General features: G+C 59.8%; 15 protein-coding genes. 4 read left to right on the top strand and 11 right to left on the bottom strand.

What is annotated here, in order from left to right:
• Window positions 1-149: 149 nt before the first annotated feature.
• Entirely contained in the window at window positions 150-521 is a 372-nt protein-coding gene (locus VCA57_RS06610) for a hypothetical protein (RefSeq protein WP_411184174.1), read from the top strand.
• Between the two features lie 392 nt (window positions 522-913).
• On the opposite strand, the gene VCA57_RS06615 is transcribed toward VCA57_RS06610, so the two are convergent.
• Both VCA57_RS06615 and VCA57_RS06620 read right to left on the bottom strand, forming a co-directional pair.
• Window positions 914-2134 (bottom strand): MFS transporter, encoded by a 1221-nt coding sequence (locus tag VCA57_RS06615; RefSeq protein WP_411184175.1) that lies wholly within the window; start codon window positions 2132-2134, stop codon window positions 914-916.
• Window positions 2131-2577 carry a RidA family protein gene (locus VCA57_RS06620; protein WP_411184176.1) on the bottom strand — a complete coding sequence of 149 codons (447 nt, stop codon included), beginning with the start codon at window positions 2575-2577 and terminating at the stop codon, window positions 2131-2133. Before VCA57_RS06620 ends, VCA57_RS06615 begins: the two co-directional genes overlap by 4 nt.
• An 87-nt stretch (window positions 2578-2664) precedes the next feature.
• On the opposite strand from VCA57_RS06620, the gene soxR reads away from it, so the two are divergent.
• Together soxR and VCA57_RS06630 are read left to right on the top strand one after the other, a co-directional pair.
• The gene (soxR, locus tag VCA57_RS06625; protein WP_411184177.1) at window positions 2665-3132 is read left to right on the top strand and encodes a redox-sensitive transcriptional activator SoxR; all 468 of its coding nucleotides are present in this window, start codon (window positions 2665-2667) and stop codon (window positions 3130-3132) included.
• 172 nt (window positions 3133-3304) lie between these two features.
• On the top strand, window positions 3305-3934 hold the full coding sequence (locus VCA57_RS06630) for a LuxR C-terminal-related transcriptional regulator (protein ID WP_411184311.1): 630 nt from the start codon (window positions 3305-3307) through the stop codon (window positions 3932-3934).
• Window positions 3935-3937: 3 nt separating this feature from the next.
• Here VCA57_RS06630 and VCA57_RS06635 read toward each other — a convergent pair whose 3' ends face one another.
• A complete protein-coding gene (locus VCA57_RS06635; RefSeq protein ID WP_411184178.1) occupies window positions 3938-5569 on the bottom strand; it encodes an ATP-binding protein in 1632 nt (543 codons plus the stop codon).
• A 220-nt stretch (window positions 5570-5789) separates the two neighbouring features.
• Between VCA57_RS06635 and VCA57_RS06640 the strand changes: the two genes are divergently transcribed.
• On the top strand, window positions 5790-6179 hold the full coding sequence (locus VCA57_RS06640) for a hypothetical protein (RefSeq protein ID WP_411184179.1): 390 nt from the start codon (window positions 5790-5792) through the stop codon (window positions 6177-6179).
• On the opposite strand, the gene VCA57_RS06645 is transcribed toward VCA57_RS06640, so the two are convergent.
• The 8 genes from VCA57_RS06645 to VCA57_RS06680 form a co-directional block, all read right to left on the bottom strand.
• Window positions 6163-6321 carry a YqaE/Pmp3 family membrane protein gene (locus VCA57_RS06645; protein WP_411184180.1) on the bottom strand — a complete coding sequence of 53 codons (159 nt, stop codon included), beginning with the start codon at window positions 6319-6321 and terminating at the stop codon, window positions 6163-6165. The genes VCA57_RS06640 and VCA57_RS06645 overlap by 17 nt on opposite strands.
• A 131-nt stretch (window positions 6322-6452) precedes the next feature.
• Window positions 6453-7751, bottom strand: coding sequence for a TRAP transporter large permease (locus tag VCA57_RS06650; protein WP_411184181.1), 1299 nt, complete (start codon window positions 7749-7751; stop codon window positions 6453-6455).
• Complete coding sequence (locus VCA57_RS06655) at window positions 7741-8217, bottom strand: TRAP transporter small permease (RefSeq protein WP_411184182.1); 477 nt, start codon at window positions 8215-8217, stop codon at window positions 7741-7743. The genes VCA57_RS06650 and VCA57_RS06655 overlap by 11 nt, the downstream gene beginning before the upstream one ends.
• A gap of 52 nt (window positions 8218-8269) precedes the next feature.
• Complete coding sequence (locus tag VCA57_RS06660) at window positions 8270-9271, bottom strand: DctP family TRAP transporter solute-binding subunit (protein ID WP_411184183.1); 1002 nt, start codon at window positions 9269-9271, stop codon at window positions 8270-8272.
• Window positions 9272-9594: 323 nt separating this feature from the next.
• Window positions 9595-10956, bottom strand: a complete 1362-nt coding sequence (locus VCA57_RS06665; RefSeq protein ID WP_411184184.1) for a putative bifunctional diguanylate cyclase/phosphodiesterase — start codon at window positions 10954-10956, stop codon at window positions 9595-9597.
• Between the two features lie 132 nt (window positions 10957-11088).
• On the bottom strand, window positions 11089-12174 hold the full coding sequence (locus VCA57_RS06670; RefSeq protein WP_411184185.1) for a GGDEF domain-containing protein: 1086 nt from the start codon (window positions 12172-12174) through the stop codon (window positions 11089-11091).
• Between the two features lie 233 nt (window positions 12175-12407).
• On the bottom strand, window positions 12408-14354 hold the full coding sequence (locus VCA57_RS06675; RefSeq protein WP_411184186.1) for a M48 family metalloprotease: 1947 nt from the start codon (window positions 14352-14354) through the stop codon (window positions 12408-12410).
• Between the two features lie 17 nt (window positions 14355-14371).
• On the bottom strand, window positions 14372-14968 hold the full coding sequence (locus tag VCA57_RS06680) for a LemA family protein (RefSeq protein ID WP_411184187.1): 597 nt from the start codon (window positions 14966-14968) through the stop codon (window positions 14372-14374).
• Window positions 14969-15127: the final 159 nt, after the last annotated feature.

The following is a 15127-nucleotide window of genomic DNA, read 5'->3' on the forward strand; positions in this document are numbered from 1 at the left end:
CAGGAACAACTCTTTGCGGGTCTGCTTGCGCTTACCGGCGTACTCGGCGTCGGCGAAGGTCATCTGCTTCATCGGAAAACTCAGCGGGTGGAGTCTGGGTATTTTGCCAAAATCAGGAAGTCTTTTTCAGAGTTTCCCTAAAGAGTGCGTTGAACTGGCTGGCCGTTGTATTGGCTGCTGCGCTACTTGGGGGCTGCGGTAAGCCAGACCGCTTTGCCGAAGGCTGGGAGCGTGGCGGTAATTTGCATGGAGCTACCCTTCGTGATTGGGCCTTCGCGACCGATGCTAACCGCCTCGCGACCGCTGCGGATTTTGTCCATGAATACCTGCCAGATATGCCAGCTGAAGCGCTGCCGCTCGGTACTGCTTTAATCGAAAAATGCCTGAGCGACCGCTCACTCTATGCAGCTGTTGAGTACATCAAAGTGCGACGCGAGATTGACTCGTGTATTGAGTATGCCGGGCGACAAGCTGATCGGCTGGCGCAGGAGTTTGCAAAGGAAGAGGCTGTAACTAATTAGGGAAAGCGAGGTGCAGATTTATTGGCTGTTCCCACTGCCTCCAAGATCAAAACGCTCCCCCAGATCCCCATACCCGACTAACACAGGCCCGATAAGTCGCAAAAAGGGACCTATCGTTCCCTTTTTGGGACTTGTCGGTACTAAAGGAGGCGGAGTGATTTATTTTTGATCACTTTGGAGGGCACTTGCGTGGGCAAAGGCGACTGCCCACAACAGGAACGCCCCACTCGCGACACCCCTTGGCTATGCATCCCCCTCGACAAGGCCTCGGCATGACCTGCGACGCAGCAATCAGACCGACAAGCAACGGAGAGTCGCCCGGTAAGATTTGCAATCTGTCAGCCCTTTTAAAGCGGCCGTGGAACCGGGGTAGAGCCCAGACAGCCACGCATTCACTTGGCGAACTGCTGCCGCACTAGATGTTGGTCATGCCACAAAACCAAGCATGCCAGCACACCGAGCACTGCACCGACTAGGCATGTGGCACCCCAACCGCCATGACTCCAGGCCAGAGCACCCAGCGCCGAACCGCTGGCGGCACCGATGAAATAAGCCGTCATGTACACGGCGTTGACCCGGGCTCGGGCCTGTGGCGCGAGTTGGTAGATAACACTCTGATTACTGATGTGTACCGCTGGCAGGGCCACATCCAACAGCAGCAACGCCAGTAGGAAGCAATACAGATTGCTGCCACCAATATAAAGCCCGAGCCAACCGAGCAGCAGTAGACCCAAGGCACTGGAACTGACGAGCTGCCCCCGCCCTCTATCGGCCAGACGACCAGCAAGAGTGGCTGTCATCACACCACTAATACCAAGCAAACCGACCAAGCCTATCTGGCTATCGCTAAAACCATAACCTGGCCCCGAAAGCAGCAGGGCCATGGTCGAAAACAGTACGCTGACCGAACCGAACACTAGGCCACCGAGCGCCGCCCGGCTGCGCAGCCGGGGATGGGCAACCAGCAACTGTACCAGCGAGCGCAAGGTGTCCGCGTAGCTACCCGGATGCGTATTACGAGCACGCGGTAAGACCATCCAAAGTGCACCGGACAACAGCAACATAAGCACTGCGGCAAGACGGTATACGGTGCTCCAACCATCCACCTCTGACAGCAGCCCTGCAGCTGTGCGGGCCAATAGAATGCCTGCCAGTAAACCACTCATGACCAGCCCAACCGCTCGGCCACTGCGCGCCGGATCGGATAGGTTTGCGGCCATCGGCACCAGAATTTGTGCTGCCACGGAAAAGAAGCCGGTGATCAGAGTACCCACCAGCAGCATGCTAAAGCTCTGCGCGTAACCACTGATTATCAGGCCCAGGGTGGCAACGAGCATAAGGCCGACGGCCAACCCTCGCTGCTCCAGCTTGTCACCCAGCGGCACTAAGAACAGCAGGCCGACCGCATAGGCCACCTGCGATAGCGTTACGGTCAGCGCGGCCATCCCTTCGCTAACGCCGAGCGCCAAAGCAATAGAACTGAGTAATGGCTGATTGAAGTAATTTGCACCGGCGCACAACCCGGTGGCCGCTGCCATCATTAGCAGTACCCCGGTAGATAGGTAGTGATTGGCGGTGTTCGCATTAATCGTTTCGGCGGGGGATTGCCTCATGCCGTCGTTACTCCATGCGCGATAAGGCTTGCGATAGCGTCGATCTCAATCAGCATGCCGTCTAACGCCAGACGAGGGACCGGTATCAGGGTGCAGGCGGGGGTTGGCCGACCCGCCCATGCCTCATTGACAGCTTTGCTGATCAGCGCCAAACGTTGCTCGTCGTGATCCACAACCAAAATCGTCATCCGTACGATGTCTTGTAAGTCGGCGTCAGCGGCGGCCAGTGCGGTAACCAGATTAGCCAGTGATTGGCGTAGCTGAACCGCAAAATCAGCGACCAGAACACCACGAACATCCTCCCCTCCCTGCCCTGAAACAAACACCCAAGAACCCGCCCCAGGCGTCACTACTACGTGTGAATAGCCGTTAGCCGAAGGGTCATAAAGCCCTGCTGGGTTCAGCATGGTCAGTACGTTGGCGTTGTTCTGGTTCCGTTGCATAAGTCACTCCACGGTCGTTGTGAGAAAGCCGCGTGAACTTTAAGATCTCAACTTAACTTGAGGTCAAGAGCTTTCTCGGAGGGCAATATGCAACAAGCCAAGGGTCCGACCCGGACCACATCCAAAGACACCAGCCTGGGAGTTGGCGAGGTTGCGCAGCGCAGTGGTTTAACGATATCCACGTTGCACTTCTACGAGTCCAAAGGACTGATCAAGGCATTCCGCAGTGCAGGCAACCAGCGCCGCTATCTGCGCTCCATCTTGCGGCGACTTGCGGTGATCAAAGTGGCGCAGAAGGTGGGAGTACCCTTGTCCGACATCGCAGAGGCTCTGCAAGCACTGCCCTCTGAACGCACGCCGGGAGTGCGGGACTGGCGACGCCTTTCACGAAACTGGAAGCAGTCACTCGACGAGCGCATCCATGCGCTGACCCAGCTGCGTGATCAACTCGATGGCTGCATAGGCTGTGGCTGCTTGTCACTCAAAGCCTGCCCACTGCGTAACCCTGGGGACGACTTGGCCGATGAAGGACCAGGACCGCACTTCCGCTATTAGGTTAAAAATGCATGAGCAGGCTGCCCACAACAGGAACGGTCCACTCGCGATAAACCGAGGCTTGTGCACAACGCCTCGGTATGACCTGCGACACACCAATCAGACCGACAAGCAACTGCTGGCATCGCCACGAAGATGACTTTAGGCTGAGCCCATGACGAACCATGCGCTTATGCCAGAACAACAAGACCGCATCATAGTGGCCGATGATCATCCGGTGTTCCGCGAGGGGCTAAGCCGGATTGTGCAGCGCGTGTTCCCGCAGGCGTGCATCCTCGAAGCGGGCGATATGGATGAGGTGTTGAGCCTGGCTCAAGCTGGGCCAGCGCCGAGTTTGTTTCTGTTGGACTTGCTGTTCCCTGGGCAATCTCCGCAGGCGGTGAGTGCCCTGCGCCAGCGCTTCAAGCGCAGTTCGCTTGTGATTGTGTCGATGGTCGATAACCGTGCGTTGATCGATGAGGTGATGGCTGCGGGCGCGGACGGCTTTATCGGCAAGGCCACGCCGCCCGATGAGATTGTTGCGGCGTTGCTGGCGGTGCGCGCCGGTGAGTTTGTGTTGACCCTCGGCCCGGCTGGCCTGCCGGCGTTCGCTAAAGAGGGCAGCCCGCTGGATCAACTAACGCCGCGCCAACATGAGGTGTTGCAGTTGGTGGCGCGCGGCCTGTCCAACAAGGAAATCGCCCGCGAGCTGGATATTTCGCCGTTTACGGTGCGTATCCATGTGTCGTCGCTGCTGCGCACGCTGGATGTCAGCACTCGCGCGGCGGCAGCGGCCATGGCGGCTAAAGCCGGGCTGGGCTGAGCCTTAGCGGGCTTGCCGCTCAAGCTTGAACGCCACCAGCAGCGAGCGCAGTTCGGCCGGATGCACTGGCTTGGACAGCACCGGAATTTCTTCATCATTCAGCGCATCCTGCACCCGCCGCACGTCGTGCCCGGTGAGGATGATGGCCGGGATATTGCGCCCGTTCAGTTGCCGTACGTAGTTGATGCAGTCCGCGCCGGATGCTTCGGTGCCGAGGTCAAAGTCGCTGATAACCAGGTCAATGGGGCTGGTTGTATCGGGGATCGAGGCATGGCTTTCCACCTGGCACCCCCACTTTTGCAGCAGGGTCGCGGTGGCCAGCAGTACGTTCTGGTCATCTTCAATCAGGCACACACGCAAGCCGTCGAGCATGCGCGGTACGTGCGGTTCGCTGCGTGTAACCGGGCTGAGTACAAGCGGTGCCGACACCGGCTGTAAACCGTCGATAGCCACCTGGGTGCCGCGACCTTCCACGGAACTTAGGCGAATGCTCAGGTCCATCAGTTGGCCCAGACGCTTGACGATGGCCAGCCCCAAGCCCATGCCGTCGACGTCTTTATCGCGCACCTGACGCACGCGGTAGAACTCGTCGAAGATGCTGTCGATATGCCCCTCGGCGATGCCGCGCCCCTGGTCGTACAGCGCAACCGTGATGCCTGCGCCGCGCCGCCGACAGCCGATAAGCAGCGGACGCCCCGGCGCGTACTTCAGCGCGTTGGATAACAGGTTCTGCAGCATGGTGGTGAGCAATACGGGGTCGGCGCGGACGAACAACGGCGGGCAATGCAGGCGTATTTCGACCCCTGCCCAGCGTGCAGCCTCGGTATTTTGCTGCACCAGTTGCTGCAATAGGTTGCGCAGTGCGACGGGCTCCATGTGCGGAACCACCCGGCCACTGTCCAGCGAGTACATATCGAGAATGGTGCGAAACAGGCGGGTCACGCTGTGCAGGGATTTGTCGATGTTATCCACCAACTGCCGCTGCTCGGTGCCAAGGCTGCCGTCGCGCAGGCAGGCGGTAAACAGGCTGATGGAGTGAATCGGCTGGCGCAGGTCGTGGCTGGCCTGGGCGAGGAACTGCGACTTGGCCAGGTTGGCCGCCCGCTCGGCCTCGGCTGCCAGGCGCGAGCGTTTGAGCAGGGCATTCATGTAGCCGGGCACCACTAGGGTGGTGATCAGCATGGTGATAATCAGAAACGGCTGCGACTGCCAGTACGCAGAAAAACTGGCAGTCAGCGCCAACGAAGCGATCGCGGCGATGGTTGCCACCTGCAGGTAGCGTGAGCCGTAGCGCAAGCCATAACCCACCGTGACCCAGAGCAAGATGCTGTAAACAGGCAGCATGGCTTGCCCGCCGACGGACATGGTCAGGGTGATGCAGCCGTAGTCATTGAGCAGGGCGAATAGTCGCCTGCCAGTAAAGGTGCCGGGACGACGCACGATGTCGATCCATAACAATACGGAGACCAGGCAAAACACCACGCTGAGCGCGGAAATCAGCCAGGCAGCCTCCGAGGCCAGCAGCGACTCGTGGTAGGTCCAGAGCATGTAGGCGCTGGCAATGGGCGCGATAACCATGCGCACAACGGCCTGGGCGCGCTCTGTGTCGTGCTCAGGAGAGGTGGTCGCTGACATTGAGAGTCCTTACAAATACGCCTGAACAGAGGCTCAAGCCTGGGCTGGCTGTCGCCTGTGTAAGTCGTTCGCGGCCGCGCCGGAGCCAATTTTAGCGCGACGAAACGTCAGCAGCCCCTAGTACACCCGTACTATTCCGGCCTCCTGCTGCGCTCAATAGACTCCTGAGCATCGCTTCGGCATAGGGTCGAGGCCCGGTTACCGAGTAAGGGAGTATTAAATGAACATCAAAGGGACGCTAGGTGCGCTGCTCGTTGCGCCACTGTTTGTCACGCTTGCCGGCTGCCTGCCGCAGAACACTCAACCTCAAGGCCTGCAGAACGCGCAAGCAACCAACGCTAACGGCCCTTGCACGCCAAGCGCTACCAGCGAGTTGGTGGCCACCGGCCGCAGCCTGTTGCAGCTGACCAATTCGCTGCTGGAAACCCAGCAAAGCTTCACTGGCAGCTCTGCCTCTTATGCGCAGCGGGTGCAGGTCGCGGAAAACGCACAGCGGCTCAATCAGGGCAACAACATGCTTAATGGCGTTGAAAACCTCACTGGCAAAGTGGGCAGCCTAGCCGGCAACGCACCTTGCACTGAGGGCGCGACGGCTAACGCTTCGCAATGATCCACACAGCGTGGACGATGCCGGGGATGTAACCCAGCAGGGTGAGCAGGATGTTTAGCCAGAATGCACCGGCAAAACCCACCTGCAGGAACACGCCCAAAGGCGGCAAAAGGATGGCGATTAGAATGCGGATCAGGTCCATGAAGTGACTCCTTGTTTGCAAGCCCTGATGGGCCATTCCTGATAATCGACCCTCTGCGCGCCCTTCTGGTTCCTCAACTGGCGCCGCTCACGCGGCGCCAGCTTAGGTTTATAACGGCACCAGCCCCTAACCTATCCCAAGCTGTAGCCCAGAGTTCGCGGGAGCCACAGGGCGATTTCCGGGAAGATCGCCACCAGCAATAGCGCCGCGCCCATCACTACCACAAACAGCAGCGCCCAGCCGATGGTTTGCTCCAGGCGGATTTTCGCCACCTCGGCGGTCACCATCAGGTTTATCGCCACCGGCGGGGTGAACTGGCCGATGGCAATGTTCATCGCCAGGAGAATGCCGAACCACACCGGATTCCAGCCAAAGTGCTGCATCACCGGAATCAGGATTGGCATCAGCACCAGATAGATGGAGATCGCATCCAACAGCATGCCGGCCAGCAATACCGCGAGCATCACCAGCGCCAGCAGCACCCAGCCGTTGTCGGATAGCGAGATCAGCCACTCGGCCAGATGGCGGAAGGTGCCGAGCAACGTGCCGGCCCAGGCGAAGATGCCGGCCAGCGCGATGATCAGCATCACCACGCCGGAGATAACCCCGGCCTCACCGCACAAGCGCCAGAGGTTGCGCCAGTCCAGCTCGCGGGTGACGAACAGCCCTACCAACACGCCATAAGCCACACCCACCACGGCCGCCTCGGTCGGGGTGAACAGGCCACTGCGCAAGCCGCCGAGAATCAGGATGGGCGCGAACAGTGCCGGCAGCGCCTGTTTGAAGCTCTCACTCAGTGCAGGGCGCTCGCCCTCCTCCGGTGATTCCCAGCCATAGTGGCGCGACAACAACCAGGCCGGTAACAGCAACACCAGACCAGCCAGGATGCCGGGGAACAGGCCGGCGGCGAACAGCGCGCGCAGATCCACACCGGGCACCACGATCGAATAGAGGATCAGCGCGATTGACGGTGGAATCAGGATGGCAGTGGATGCCGACGCAGCGATCAGCGTGGCCGAGAACGGCTTGGGGTAACCGGCCTTGGTCATGCTCGGCAGCATCACCATGGCCACAGCGGCAGCATCCGCCGGGCCGGAACCGCTCATACCGCCCATGATCAGGCACACCAGCACTGCCACCAGAGCCAGGCCTCCGTGGCGCGGACCAATCAAGGCTTGGGCGAAGCGCACCAGGCGCAGCGCTACACCGGCCTTCTCGAAGACCAAGCCGGTGAGAATAAACAACGGAATGGCAATCAGCGGGTACTTGGCCACGCCGTTAAAGGTATTGGTGCCGAGGGTGGCGAGCATGTCCGGCGACAAGCCGGCGACAATGCCAATGGCGCCCGATAAGCCGAGGGCGAAGGCCACCGGTACACCGAGGACCAGCAGCACTATGAAACTGATAATTAGCCAGAGATCAGGGCTCATCGCTGATCCTCCCGCGCAGACGATCCAGGGTCATCTGGCTCAGGCGAACAACAATCAGCAGCGCAAGAATCGGCAGCCACACCACGTACCACCAGTTGGGCAGACCCAGGCCGGGCGACTCCGACTGCCACTGGTACTCCTCCCAGGCAAATTGCCCGCCGTACCAGCACACCAGCGCCAGCACCAACATGCCAGCCAGCCACTGCAGCAGAATCAGCGGCGTGCGCAGGCGCGGGAACAGGCGTTCAAGCAGGCCGATACGGATATGCCGGTTGCTGCGCATGGCCACAGAGGCCCCGGCGAAGGTGAGGATGACCAACAGAAACACCGAGATTTCCTCGGTGAAGGCGAAAGATGCATCGGTGAAATAGCGCACCACCACGTTGGCCAGACTGATCAGGCTAATGATCACCAAGGCCAGGGTGGCCAAAACGCGCTCAAGCGGCGCGTCGACTTGCTTGTTCATGACAACCTCGAACAGCGGGAGCCGGCCGGCTCCCGGGTCTTGCGGATATAAATCAGGGCTGGGCTACGGCCTTGCGCGCAGCATTCATCAGCGGCTCGCCGATACGCGGTGCCCACTTTTCCTGCACGCTCGCGGTGGCTTCAACAAAAGCAGCGCGCTCAGCGTCGTTCAGTTCGACTACTTCCACGCCGCGCGCGCGGATGTCTGCCAGGCGTTGCGCTTGGGCGTTACGCGACAGCTCGATCTCCCACTTGCCGGCGTCGATGGCCGCTTGGCGCAGCAGCTCGCGGTCAGCCTCTGGCAGTGCGGTCCATACGCGCTGGTTGGCGGCAAAAATCAGCGGATCGGCCATGTAGTTCCACAGGGTCAGGTACTTCTGCCCAACCTGATCGATACGCGCCACGTCGAACACCGACAGCGGGTTTTCCTGGCCGTCCACGGCACCCGTGGTCAGCGCTGGCTTGGCATCGGCCCAGCTCATCTGCGTTGGGTTGGCACCCAGGGCAGTGAAGGTGTCCTGGAACAGCGGCGAACCCACTACGCGGATTTTCAAACCGGCCAGGTCGGCTGGAGTGCGCACCGGCTTGGCCGAGTTGGACAGTTGACGAAAGCCGTTCTCGCCCCAGGCCAGGGGCACGATGCCGCGCTGCTCGATAGCGCTAAAAGCCAGCTTGCCCGCCTCGCCCTGGGTGATGGCGTCGAGATCAGCATCGTTGCGCATCAGGAATGGCAGGGAGAACAGGTTGAGTTCCGAGACCTGCGGCGACCAGTTGATGGTCGAGCCCACAGCCATGTCGATCAGCCCGGAGCGCATCGCGGAGAATTCTTTGGTCTGGTCACCGGCCACCAGTTGCGCGTTGGGGTAAACCCGCAGGGTGATGCGGCCTTCGGAGCGTTCGTTGACCAAATCAGCCCACTTCTGCGCAGCCTGGCCCCAGGGGAAGGCGTCCGACAGTACGGTGGAGACGGAGTATTCACGCGCCTGCGCGGTGGCGCACAGGGCAGTCAACGCAGCGCCAGTGGCGAGCGCGGCAAAGAGTTGTTTGAGTTTCATTAGGGCGTCCTTGTATGGATCTTGGTCGTTGTCGTTATGGCACCAGAAACGGTGCGATCCAGCGGCAAGCGGGTAGCTCGCCTGACGCGCCAGGTAGGCACGCGGAGGGGGACACGGAGGGTGTCACTACTGCCGGGCAGGCCTTTTGAGCGAACGGCAGAGGCCAGCGGGTTACGCACAGCCGGGTAACTATTCCAGAAGAGCGCGCTGAATGCCATCAGACGAAGGCGGCAGTTGGCCATCTGCGCCAGCAAACTTGGCGCATAACGCCTTATAAATCGGCGCTTAAGGGTGTCGCGCTATGGCACATGGCTTATTGCAGCTCACGCATTGTGCTGTGCCACAAAGGCTTTGAACTCCTCAAGCGGTAGCGCTTTGCTAAAGAAATAGCCCTGAAACTGTGTACAACCGTGGTTTTGTAAAAACTGCTGCTGCGCTTCGTTCTCAACACCTTCGGCGATCACCGTCATGCCAAGGCTTTGCGCCAGGCTAATAACCGTGCGCACGATGGCTTCACTGCTGCGGTCGGTCAGCACGTCGCAGATAAATGAACGATCGATTTTCAGGGTATTAAGGGGCAGGCGCTTGAGGTGGCTGAAGGAGGAAAACCCAGTACCGAAATCGTCCATGGAGAAGCACACACCGCGCTCGACCAAGGCCGCCATTTTGCTCAGCAGGTCTTCAATATCCTGCACGATCAGCGTTTCGGTCAGCTCCAGGTCGAGGCGGCGCGCATCGATAGCGTGCTCATCCAGCAGCCGGAGTATGTCGGCAACGAAGCTGGGCTGGCGGAACTGCTTCTGGCTGATATTGACCGCCAGTGCGATATCAGCGAAGAGTGGCTGAGTTCTCCACAGATGCAGTTGCCTGGCGACCTGCTCCAGCACCCACTGGCCAATCGGGATGATCATCCCGGTTTTCTCCGCATGCTCAATAAACTCGGCAGGCGCGATAAGCCCGCGCTGCGGGTGCTGCCAACGAATCAACGCCTCGGCACCGGTTACCTTGCCGGCGCAATCCACTTGCGGTTGGTAGTGCACAACAAACTGCTGCTCACGCAGCGCCGCTTGCAGGTCACGGTCGAGCATCGAGCGCTCGGCCGCATCACTTTGCAAAATATGCAGCAGCACAAACAGCATCAGCATCGCCGCAATGCTCTGCACCCAGGTGCCGCTAACCCGCACCTCATCCGGTAACACGTAAGCGCTGGTGGGGCTCCAGGATGAAGACGCCAGCACGGTGAACAGGCCAAGGCACAGCAAGGTGACGCCGTAGCGCATCCATAACGGCTCATCACGAAAGGCCATCAGCGCCGCCACTGCAAGCGGCAGCAGATACAAGTGGGTGGCCCGTGGTGCCGCTGTGCTGTAGGGGTCCAGCACCAGGGTGATGCCAACGATGATCAAGATAATCACGCCAAACAGCAGCAGATTAGCCAGGCGCACCCTATTGCGCAGCGTGAGGATAAACACCCCAACGCCACAAAGAATCAGCAACAAGTCCAGCAGGGCAATACCCCATGCCCCGCGCAGGGTGAAGACGGTGCCCCAGAGGCTACCGATAAGCAGCAGTACCAAGCTGGCCAGCATGCGCATACGGCGCTCGCGGCGCTGGCCAATCAATGCAAGATCAGCGGCATGCCAGAGCTTGATAACCTGCTTGAAAAAGGACGAAAGGACGAGCATTTAAAGTCCCTGGTTGACGCGTATATACGCCAGAAAGTCCCACTCTGCGGCAGACTTAAACAGCAGCAGTGGCAAGCTGAGTGTAGCCGCCAGAGTTTGCGTGCCCGAAAGATTTCGGCCGGCGAGCGCACGTTACGCCTCGCCAGATGGCACCGTGCTTGCGCTACAACTAATCAAGCGGTTACGCCCCAACGCCTTGCCGCGATACAGCCGCTGATCAGCACAGCGATAGAGCTCATCGGCGGTCTGGCCGTCGCGGGGCCACTCCGCCAGGCCGAAGGTCACGGTAAGCGCAATGCGCGCCTCGCCATAAATCAGCGGCTTGCTGGCAATCTGCTCACGGAGCATTTCTACCAACGGCTCAGCCGCGGCGAGCTCGGTATTGCGCAGCAGCAGACCGAACTCCTCGCCACCCAAACGCCCCAAGGTATCGGTGTTACGCAAGCGCTGGCTGAGGCTATTGCAGATATGCCGCAAGGCCTGGTCACCCGCATCGTGGCCGTACTGATCGTTGACCGCCTTGAAGTGGTCGACGTCGAGAATCACCAACACCAGTTTGTCGTAGCTGCGCTGCACCTCATGAATGCTCTGCTCCAGGCTTTGCTGGAAGCTGCCACGGCTGGCTACGCCAGTTAGCGCATCAGTACGCGCCATATGCTGCAGCTGTTGGTGGGCATAAGCGCGGCGGGTTTCGTAGAAATGAACAAAAACGATGATCATCACCCCGCAGAACAGCGCATTGCCGAGATCAATCAGGCTTTCGGCATCCAGCTGGATCGGGTAGGTGTACAGGTAGAGCAGGCACGCCCCAAGCACAAAGGGCAGCGTAAGCAAGCTGCCACGCTCACGTCCAAGCAGCAGATAGGACAGCACCGGCACACTGTAAACCCATACAAACGCGGTCTTGGAGGCATTGGGGACAACGATGATGTACAGCAGAAAGCTGAACATCGGCAGCAGGTAAAGGTAAACCCAGGGCAACACATTGCGCACCCTGACAATGCGCCAGCCACCCCACACCAGCACGCTGCCAGACAGCAGTTCACCGCTGGCCAGCAGGTACTCGCCAGCGGCGAACTGCAGCGCACAGAACACCCAAAGAATCAGCCCTGTGGAAACAAATATCATGCGAATCAGCGAGCGCTGGCCGATATCTTGTAAATCGGCAACGCCGGCATGTTTCTCATTGCTCTGTTTAGTGCGCGGTCGGAAGAACATGGCTCAGCACAAATGTGGGAGTAATGGCTCACTGTGCCTGAAAGGCTAAGTTATTGACTAGAGACTCACCCAAGATACTGCCGCGCTATTTTACTGACGCCAAAACAACCAAAATCACGGACTTCATCGACGGCCAACAGCTGCGGCAGTGCAGCCCGTATTGAATTGCCTGCCACACCGCCTATCCAGCTCATCACTCGCCTGTAGGCCTGAACCAAGCAGCCAGAGTCAACTCACGACCGCCCAACGGACGCATGCAGCAGAGGTGGCATCGGGCAATCGAGTAGGTCGGCAACAGCGCGCAGCAACTCGGCCTCAGCGACTTCAATGCGTCCATCATGTTCGATACAGCGCGCCATGGCCTTGAGCAATCGCGGCTTCTGCAGCGGTTGCAACTGGTTAAGCCGTTTGAGCGCCGCCTCCAGCGCTTTCAGATCACTCTGCGCAGCGGGTAGCAGCGTTTGCGGGGCAAAGGGTAATTCGCTGGCCGCGTGCGTCAGTGCCGCCTGAGCCTGTTCCGGCCTGGCGCTACCGGCCCGCGCCAGAAATGACAACAGCACTTGCACCTCACTGCTGACATCGAGCAGCTTGACGTGCCCGCTGAGGCGACGACTCGGGGCCAGATTGCGCTCAACGATGCGCAGCAGTGTCCACTCCAGCAGATCGACCTTAGCGTCCGCGCGGATCAGCTGCGCCATATGCCGGCACAACTCAGTAACCTGCTCGGCACTTAATTGCTTGAGCGCGGGTATAGCCAGATCCAGCAGGTGCAAACGCTGACTCAGCGGCAACTCACGTAGCGGCTGCGTCAGCGCCAATAAGGTATCCATCACCTCGGCATTGACCACTGGCCGCAACAACTGCAGTTGCTGCTCACGAAAGGGCGCAACCGGCGCCAGCAACAGACCGTAGAGCAGTGCTTGTGCGCCACTGCCGTGATGAGCCGCCTCACGTAACAACGGGTTTAAACCGTGCAACACGCTGTGCGCCTGCTGCAAATGGGCCGCTTGCGGCTCACCGATACTGCCGATGGCCGCTGTCGCCGCCGCCGCGCTGAAGCCTGCTGCTTGTGACGCCAACGCCTGATCCCAACCTTGGGCCACGCTGCGCTGATCCGGCGAGGCCTCGTCAGGCAACAGGCTCATACTCGACACAAGCGGATAGCTGCCATCCCAATCCGGCGTGATGCGGCGAATCCGCTCAGCCAGTGGCGGATGAGTCGCCAACATGCCTTCCAGCGCCTGACTGATACCGGCAGCAAAGTACATATGGCTGAATTCGGCAGCATGCCCAGCACGCAGCTGCGAGCCATTGAGGTTGCCACCAATTTTCTGCAACGCACCGGCAATGCTCTGCGGATTACGGGTGAACTGCACCGCCGAGGCGTCGGCGAGAAACTCGCGCTGGCGGCTTACGGCAGCCTTGATCAGGTTACCGAAAAAGGTTCCGGCATAACCCAGCAGCCAGAGCGCAGCACCCGCCGCCATGATCGCGGCGGCAGAATTATCCCGACTGGAGCGCGAGCTGGAACGCGAGCTCCCGCGCAATAGAAAACCGCCAATCAGGCCGAGTAACAGAATGCCGTGCAGCACCGCAACCAGCCGCGTATTGAGGCGCATGTCGCCGTGAAAGATATGGCTAAACTCATGGGCGATAACCCCTTGCAGCTCTTCACGCGAGAGCAGGCTGATGGCCCCACGGGTAATACCGATCACCGCATCCTGCGGGGTCAGCCCGGCGGCAAAGGCGTTGATGCCCACATCATCAAGGACATACACCGGCGGCACTGGCGTGCCCGAGGCCAGGGCCATCTCCTCCACCACGTTAAGCAGGCGCTGCTCATCCAGGCTTTGCGGGGCTAGGTTGATCAAGCGACCACCCAGACGCTCGGCCACCGCCGACCCACCCCGGCTCAGCTGTAACCCTTTGTAGAGACTGCCCAAGAGCACCACGCCGATCACGGCTAACGCCACGACACCCACCAGCGGCCAACTGGGCAACACACCCATCGGAGCCTCACCGGCCAGCCACAAAGAGGTGTGTTGTTGACCAAACAGCTGCCACACCAACCCCAAGGCCAGGCTGGTCAGGGTGATCAAGCTGAGCACTGCCAACACCATCAGAATCAGCAAGCGCCCGCTGTTACGCCGGGCGCGATCCTGTTGCTCGAAGAAATTCATCTCAGTGCGCCCTTAATTCAGAACGACACCTTTGGCGCTTCCTGAATCGCCGCGCTGTCGGCGAACTCAAGCAGGCTGGCATCCTGAGCGTGGCCAAAGCGGGCCGCCAGCAACACCGGTGGGAATGACTGTTTGTAGGAGTTGTAGGCCATCACTGCGTCATTGAATGCCTGGCGAGCAAAGGCCACCTTGTTCTCAGTGCTGCTCAGCTCTTCACTGAGCTGCTGCATATTGGCCGATGCCTTGAGGTCCGGGTAAGCCTCAAGCGTGACATTCAAGCGCCCCATGGCACTGCTCAACAGCCCTTCCGCGCCGCCCAGTTGCGCCATGCTCTGCGCGTTGCCCGGCTGCGCCGCAGCGGCCTTGAGACCGGTTACCGCATTGTTACGCGCGGCAATCACCGCCTCCAGGGTCTCGCGCTCATGGGCCATATAGCCCTTGGCGGTTTCCACCAGATTGGGGATCAGGTCATAACGGCGCTTGAGCTGCACTTCGATCTGCGCAAAGGCATTCTGAAAGCGGTTACGCAAGGTCACCAGTTGGTTGTAGATACCAATCACGAAGAAAATCAGGGCGGCGATAACGGCCACAACAATCAGCGTGGAAATAGACATGGGGGAAATCCTTATCGCATGCGAGTGAGAGATCGATGGTAGCGGAAAAGTGCCTCGGGAAATGCTCACCGGCGCACTTTGGCTGCACGCCAGAGACTGCAAATTCCCCAGCGCTCTATTTATATAGCGTCATACAGACCCGCTATTAAGGGGGAAATC

This window comes from Pseudomonas sp., from assembly GCF_046581935.1.
Lineage (GTDB): Bacteria > Pseudomonadota > Gammaproteobacteria > Pseudomonadales > Pseudomonadaceae > Aquipseudomonas.

What these genes read in the sequence shown, in the direction of transcription:
- VCA57_RS06680 (WP_411184187.1), bottom strand. Translation starts at nt 14,968, where the DNA reads ATGTCTATTTCCACGCTGATTGTTGTGGCCGTTATCGCCGCCCTGATT.
- VCA57_RS06645 (WP_411184180.1), bottom strand. Translation starts at nt 6,321, where the DNA reads ATGGACCTGATCCGCATTCTAATCGCCATCCTTTTGCCGCCTTTGGGC.
- VCA57_RS06670 (WP_411184185.1), bottom strand. Translation starts at nt 12,174, where the DNA reads ATGTTCTTCCGACCGCGCACTAAACAGAGCAATGAGAAACATGCCGGC.
- VCA57_RS06655 (WP_411184182.1), bottom strand. Translation starts at nt 8,217, where the DNA reads ATGAACAAGCAAGTCGACGCGCCGCTTGAGCGCGTTTTGGCCACCCTG.
- VCA57_RS06635 (WP_411184178.1), bottom strand. Translation starts at nt 5,569, where the DNA reads ATGTCAGCGACCACCTCTCCTGAGCACGACACAGAGCGCGCCCAGGCC.
- VCA57_RS06650 (WP_411184181.1), bottom strand. Translation starts at nt 7,751, where the DNA reads ATGAGCCCTGATCTCTGGCTAATTATCAGTTTCATAGTGCTGCTGGTC.
- VCA57_RS06675 (WP_411184186.1), bottom strand. Translation starts at nt 14,354, where the DNA reads ATGAATTTCTTCGAGCAACAGGATCGCGCCCGGCGTAACAGCGGGCGC.
- VCA57_RS06615 (WP_411184175.1), bottom strand. Translation starts at nt 2,134, where the DNA reads ATGAGGCAATCCCCCGCCGAAACGATTAATGCGAACACCGCCAATCAC.
- soxR (WP_411184177.1), top strand. Translation starts at nt 2,665, where the DNA reads ATGCAACAAGCCAAGGGTCCGACCCGGACCACATCCAAAGACACCAGC.
- VCA57_RS06665 (WP_411184184.1), bottom strand. Translation starts at nt 10,956, where the DNA reads ATGCTCGTCCTTTCGTCCTTTTTCAAGCAGGTTATCAAGCTCTGGCAT.
- VCA57_RS06640 (WP_411184179.1), top strand. Translation starts at nt 5,790, where the DNA reads ATGAACATCAAAGGGACGCTAGGTGCGCTGCTCGTTGCGCCACTGTTT.
- VCA57_RS06660 (WP_411184183.1), bottom strand. Translation starts at nt 9,271, where the DNA reads ATGAAACTCAAACAACTCTTTGCCGCGCTCGCCACTGGCGCTGCGTTG.
- VCA57_RS06630 (WP_411184311.1), top strand. Translation starts at nt 3,305, where the DNA reads ATGCCAGAACAACAAGACCGCATCATAGTGGCCGATGATCATCCGGTG.
- VCA57_RS06620 (WP_411184176.1), bottom strand. Translation starts at nt 2,577, where the DNA reads ATGCAACGGAACCAGAACAACGCCAACGTACTGACCATGCTGAACCCA.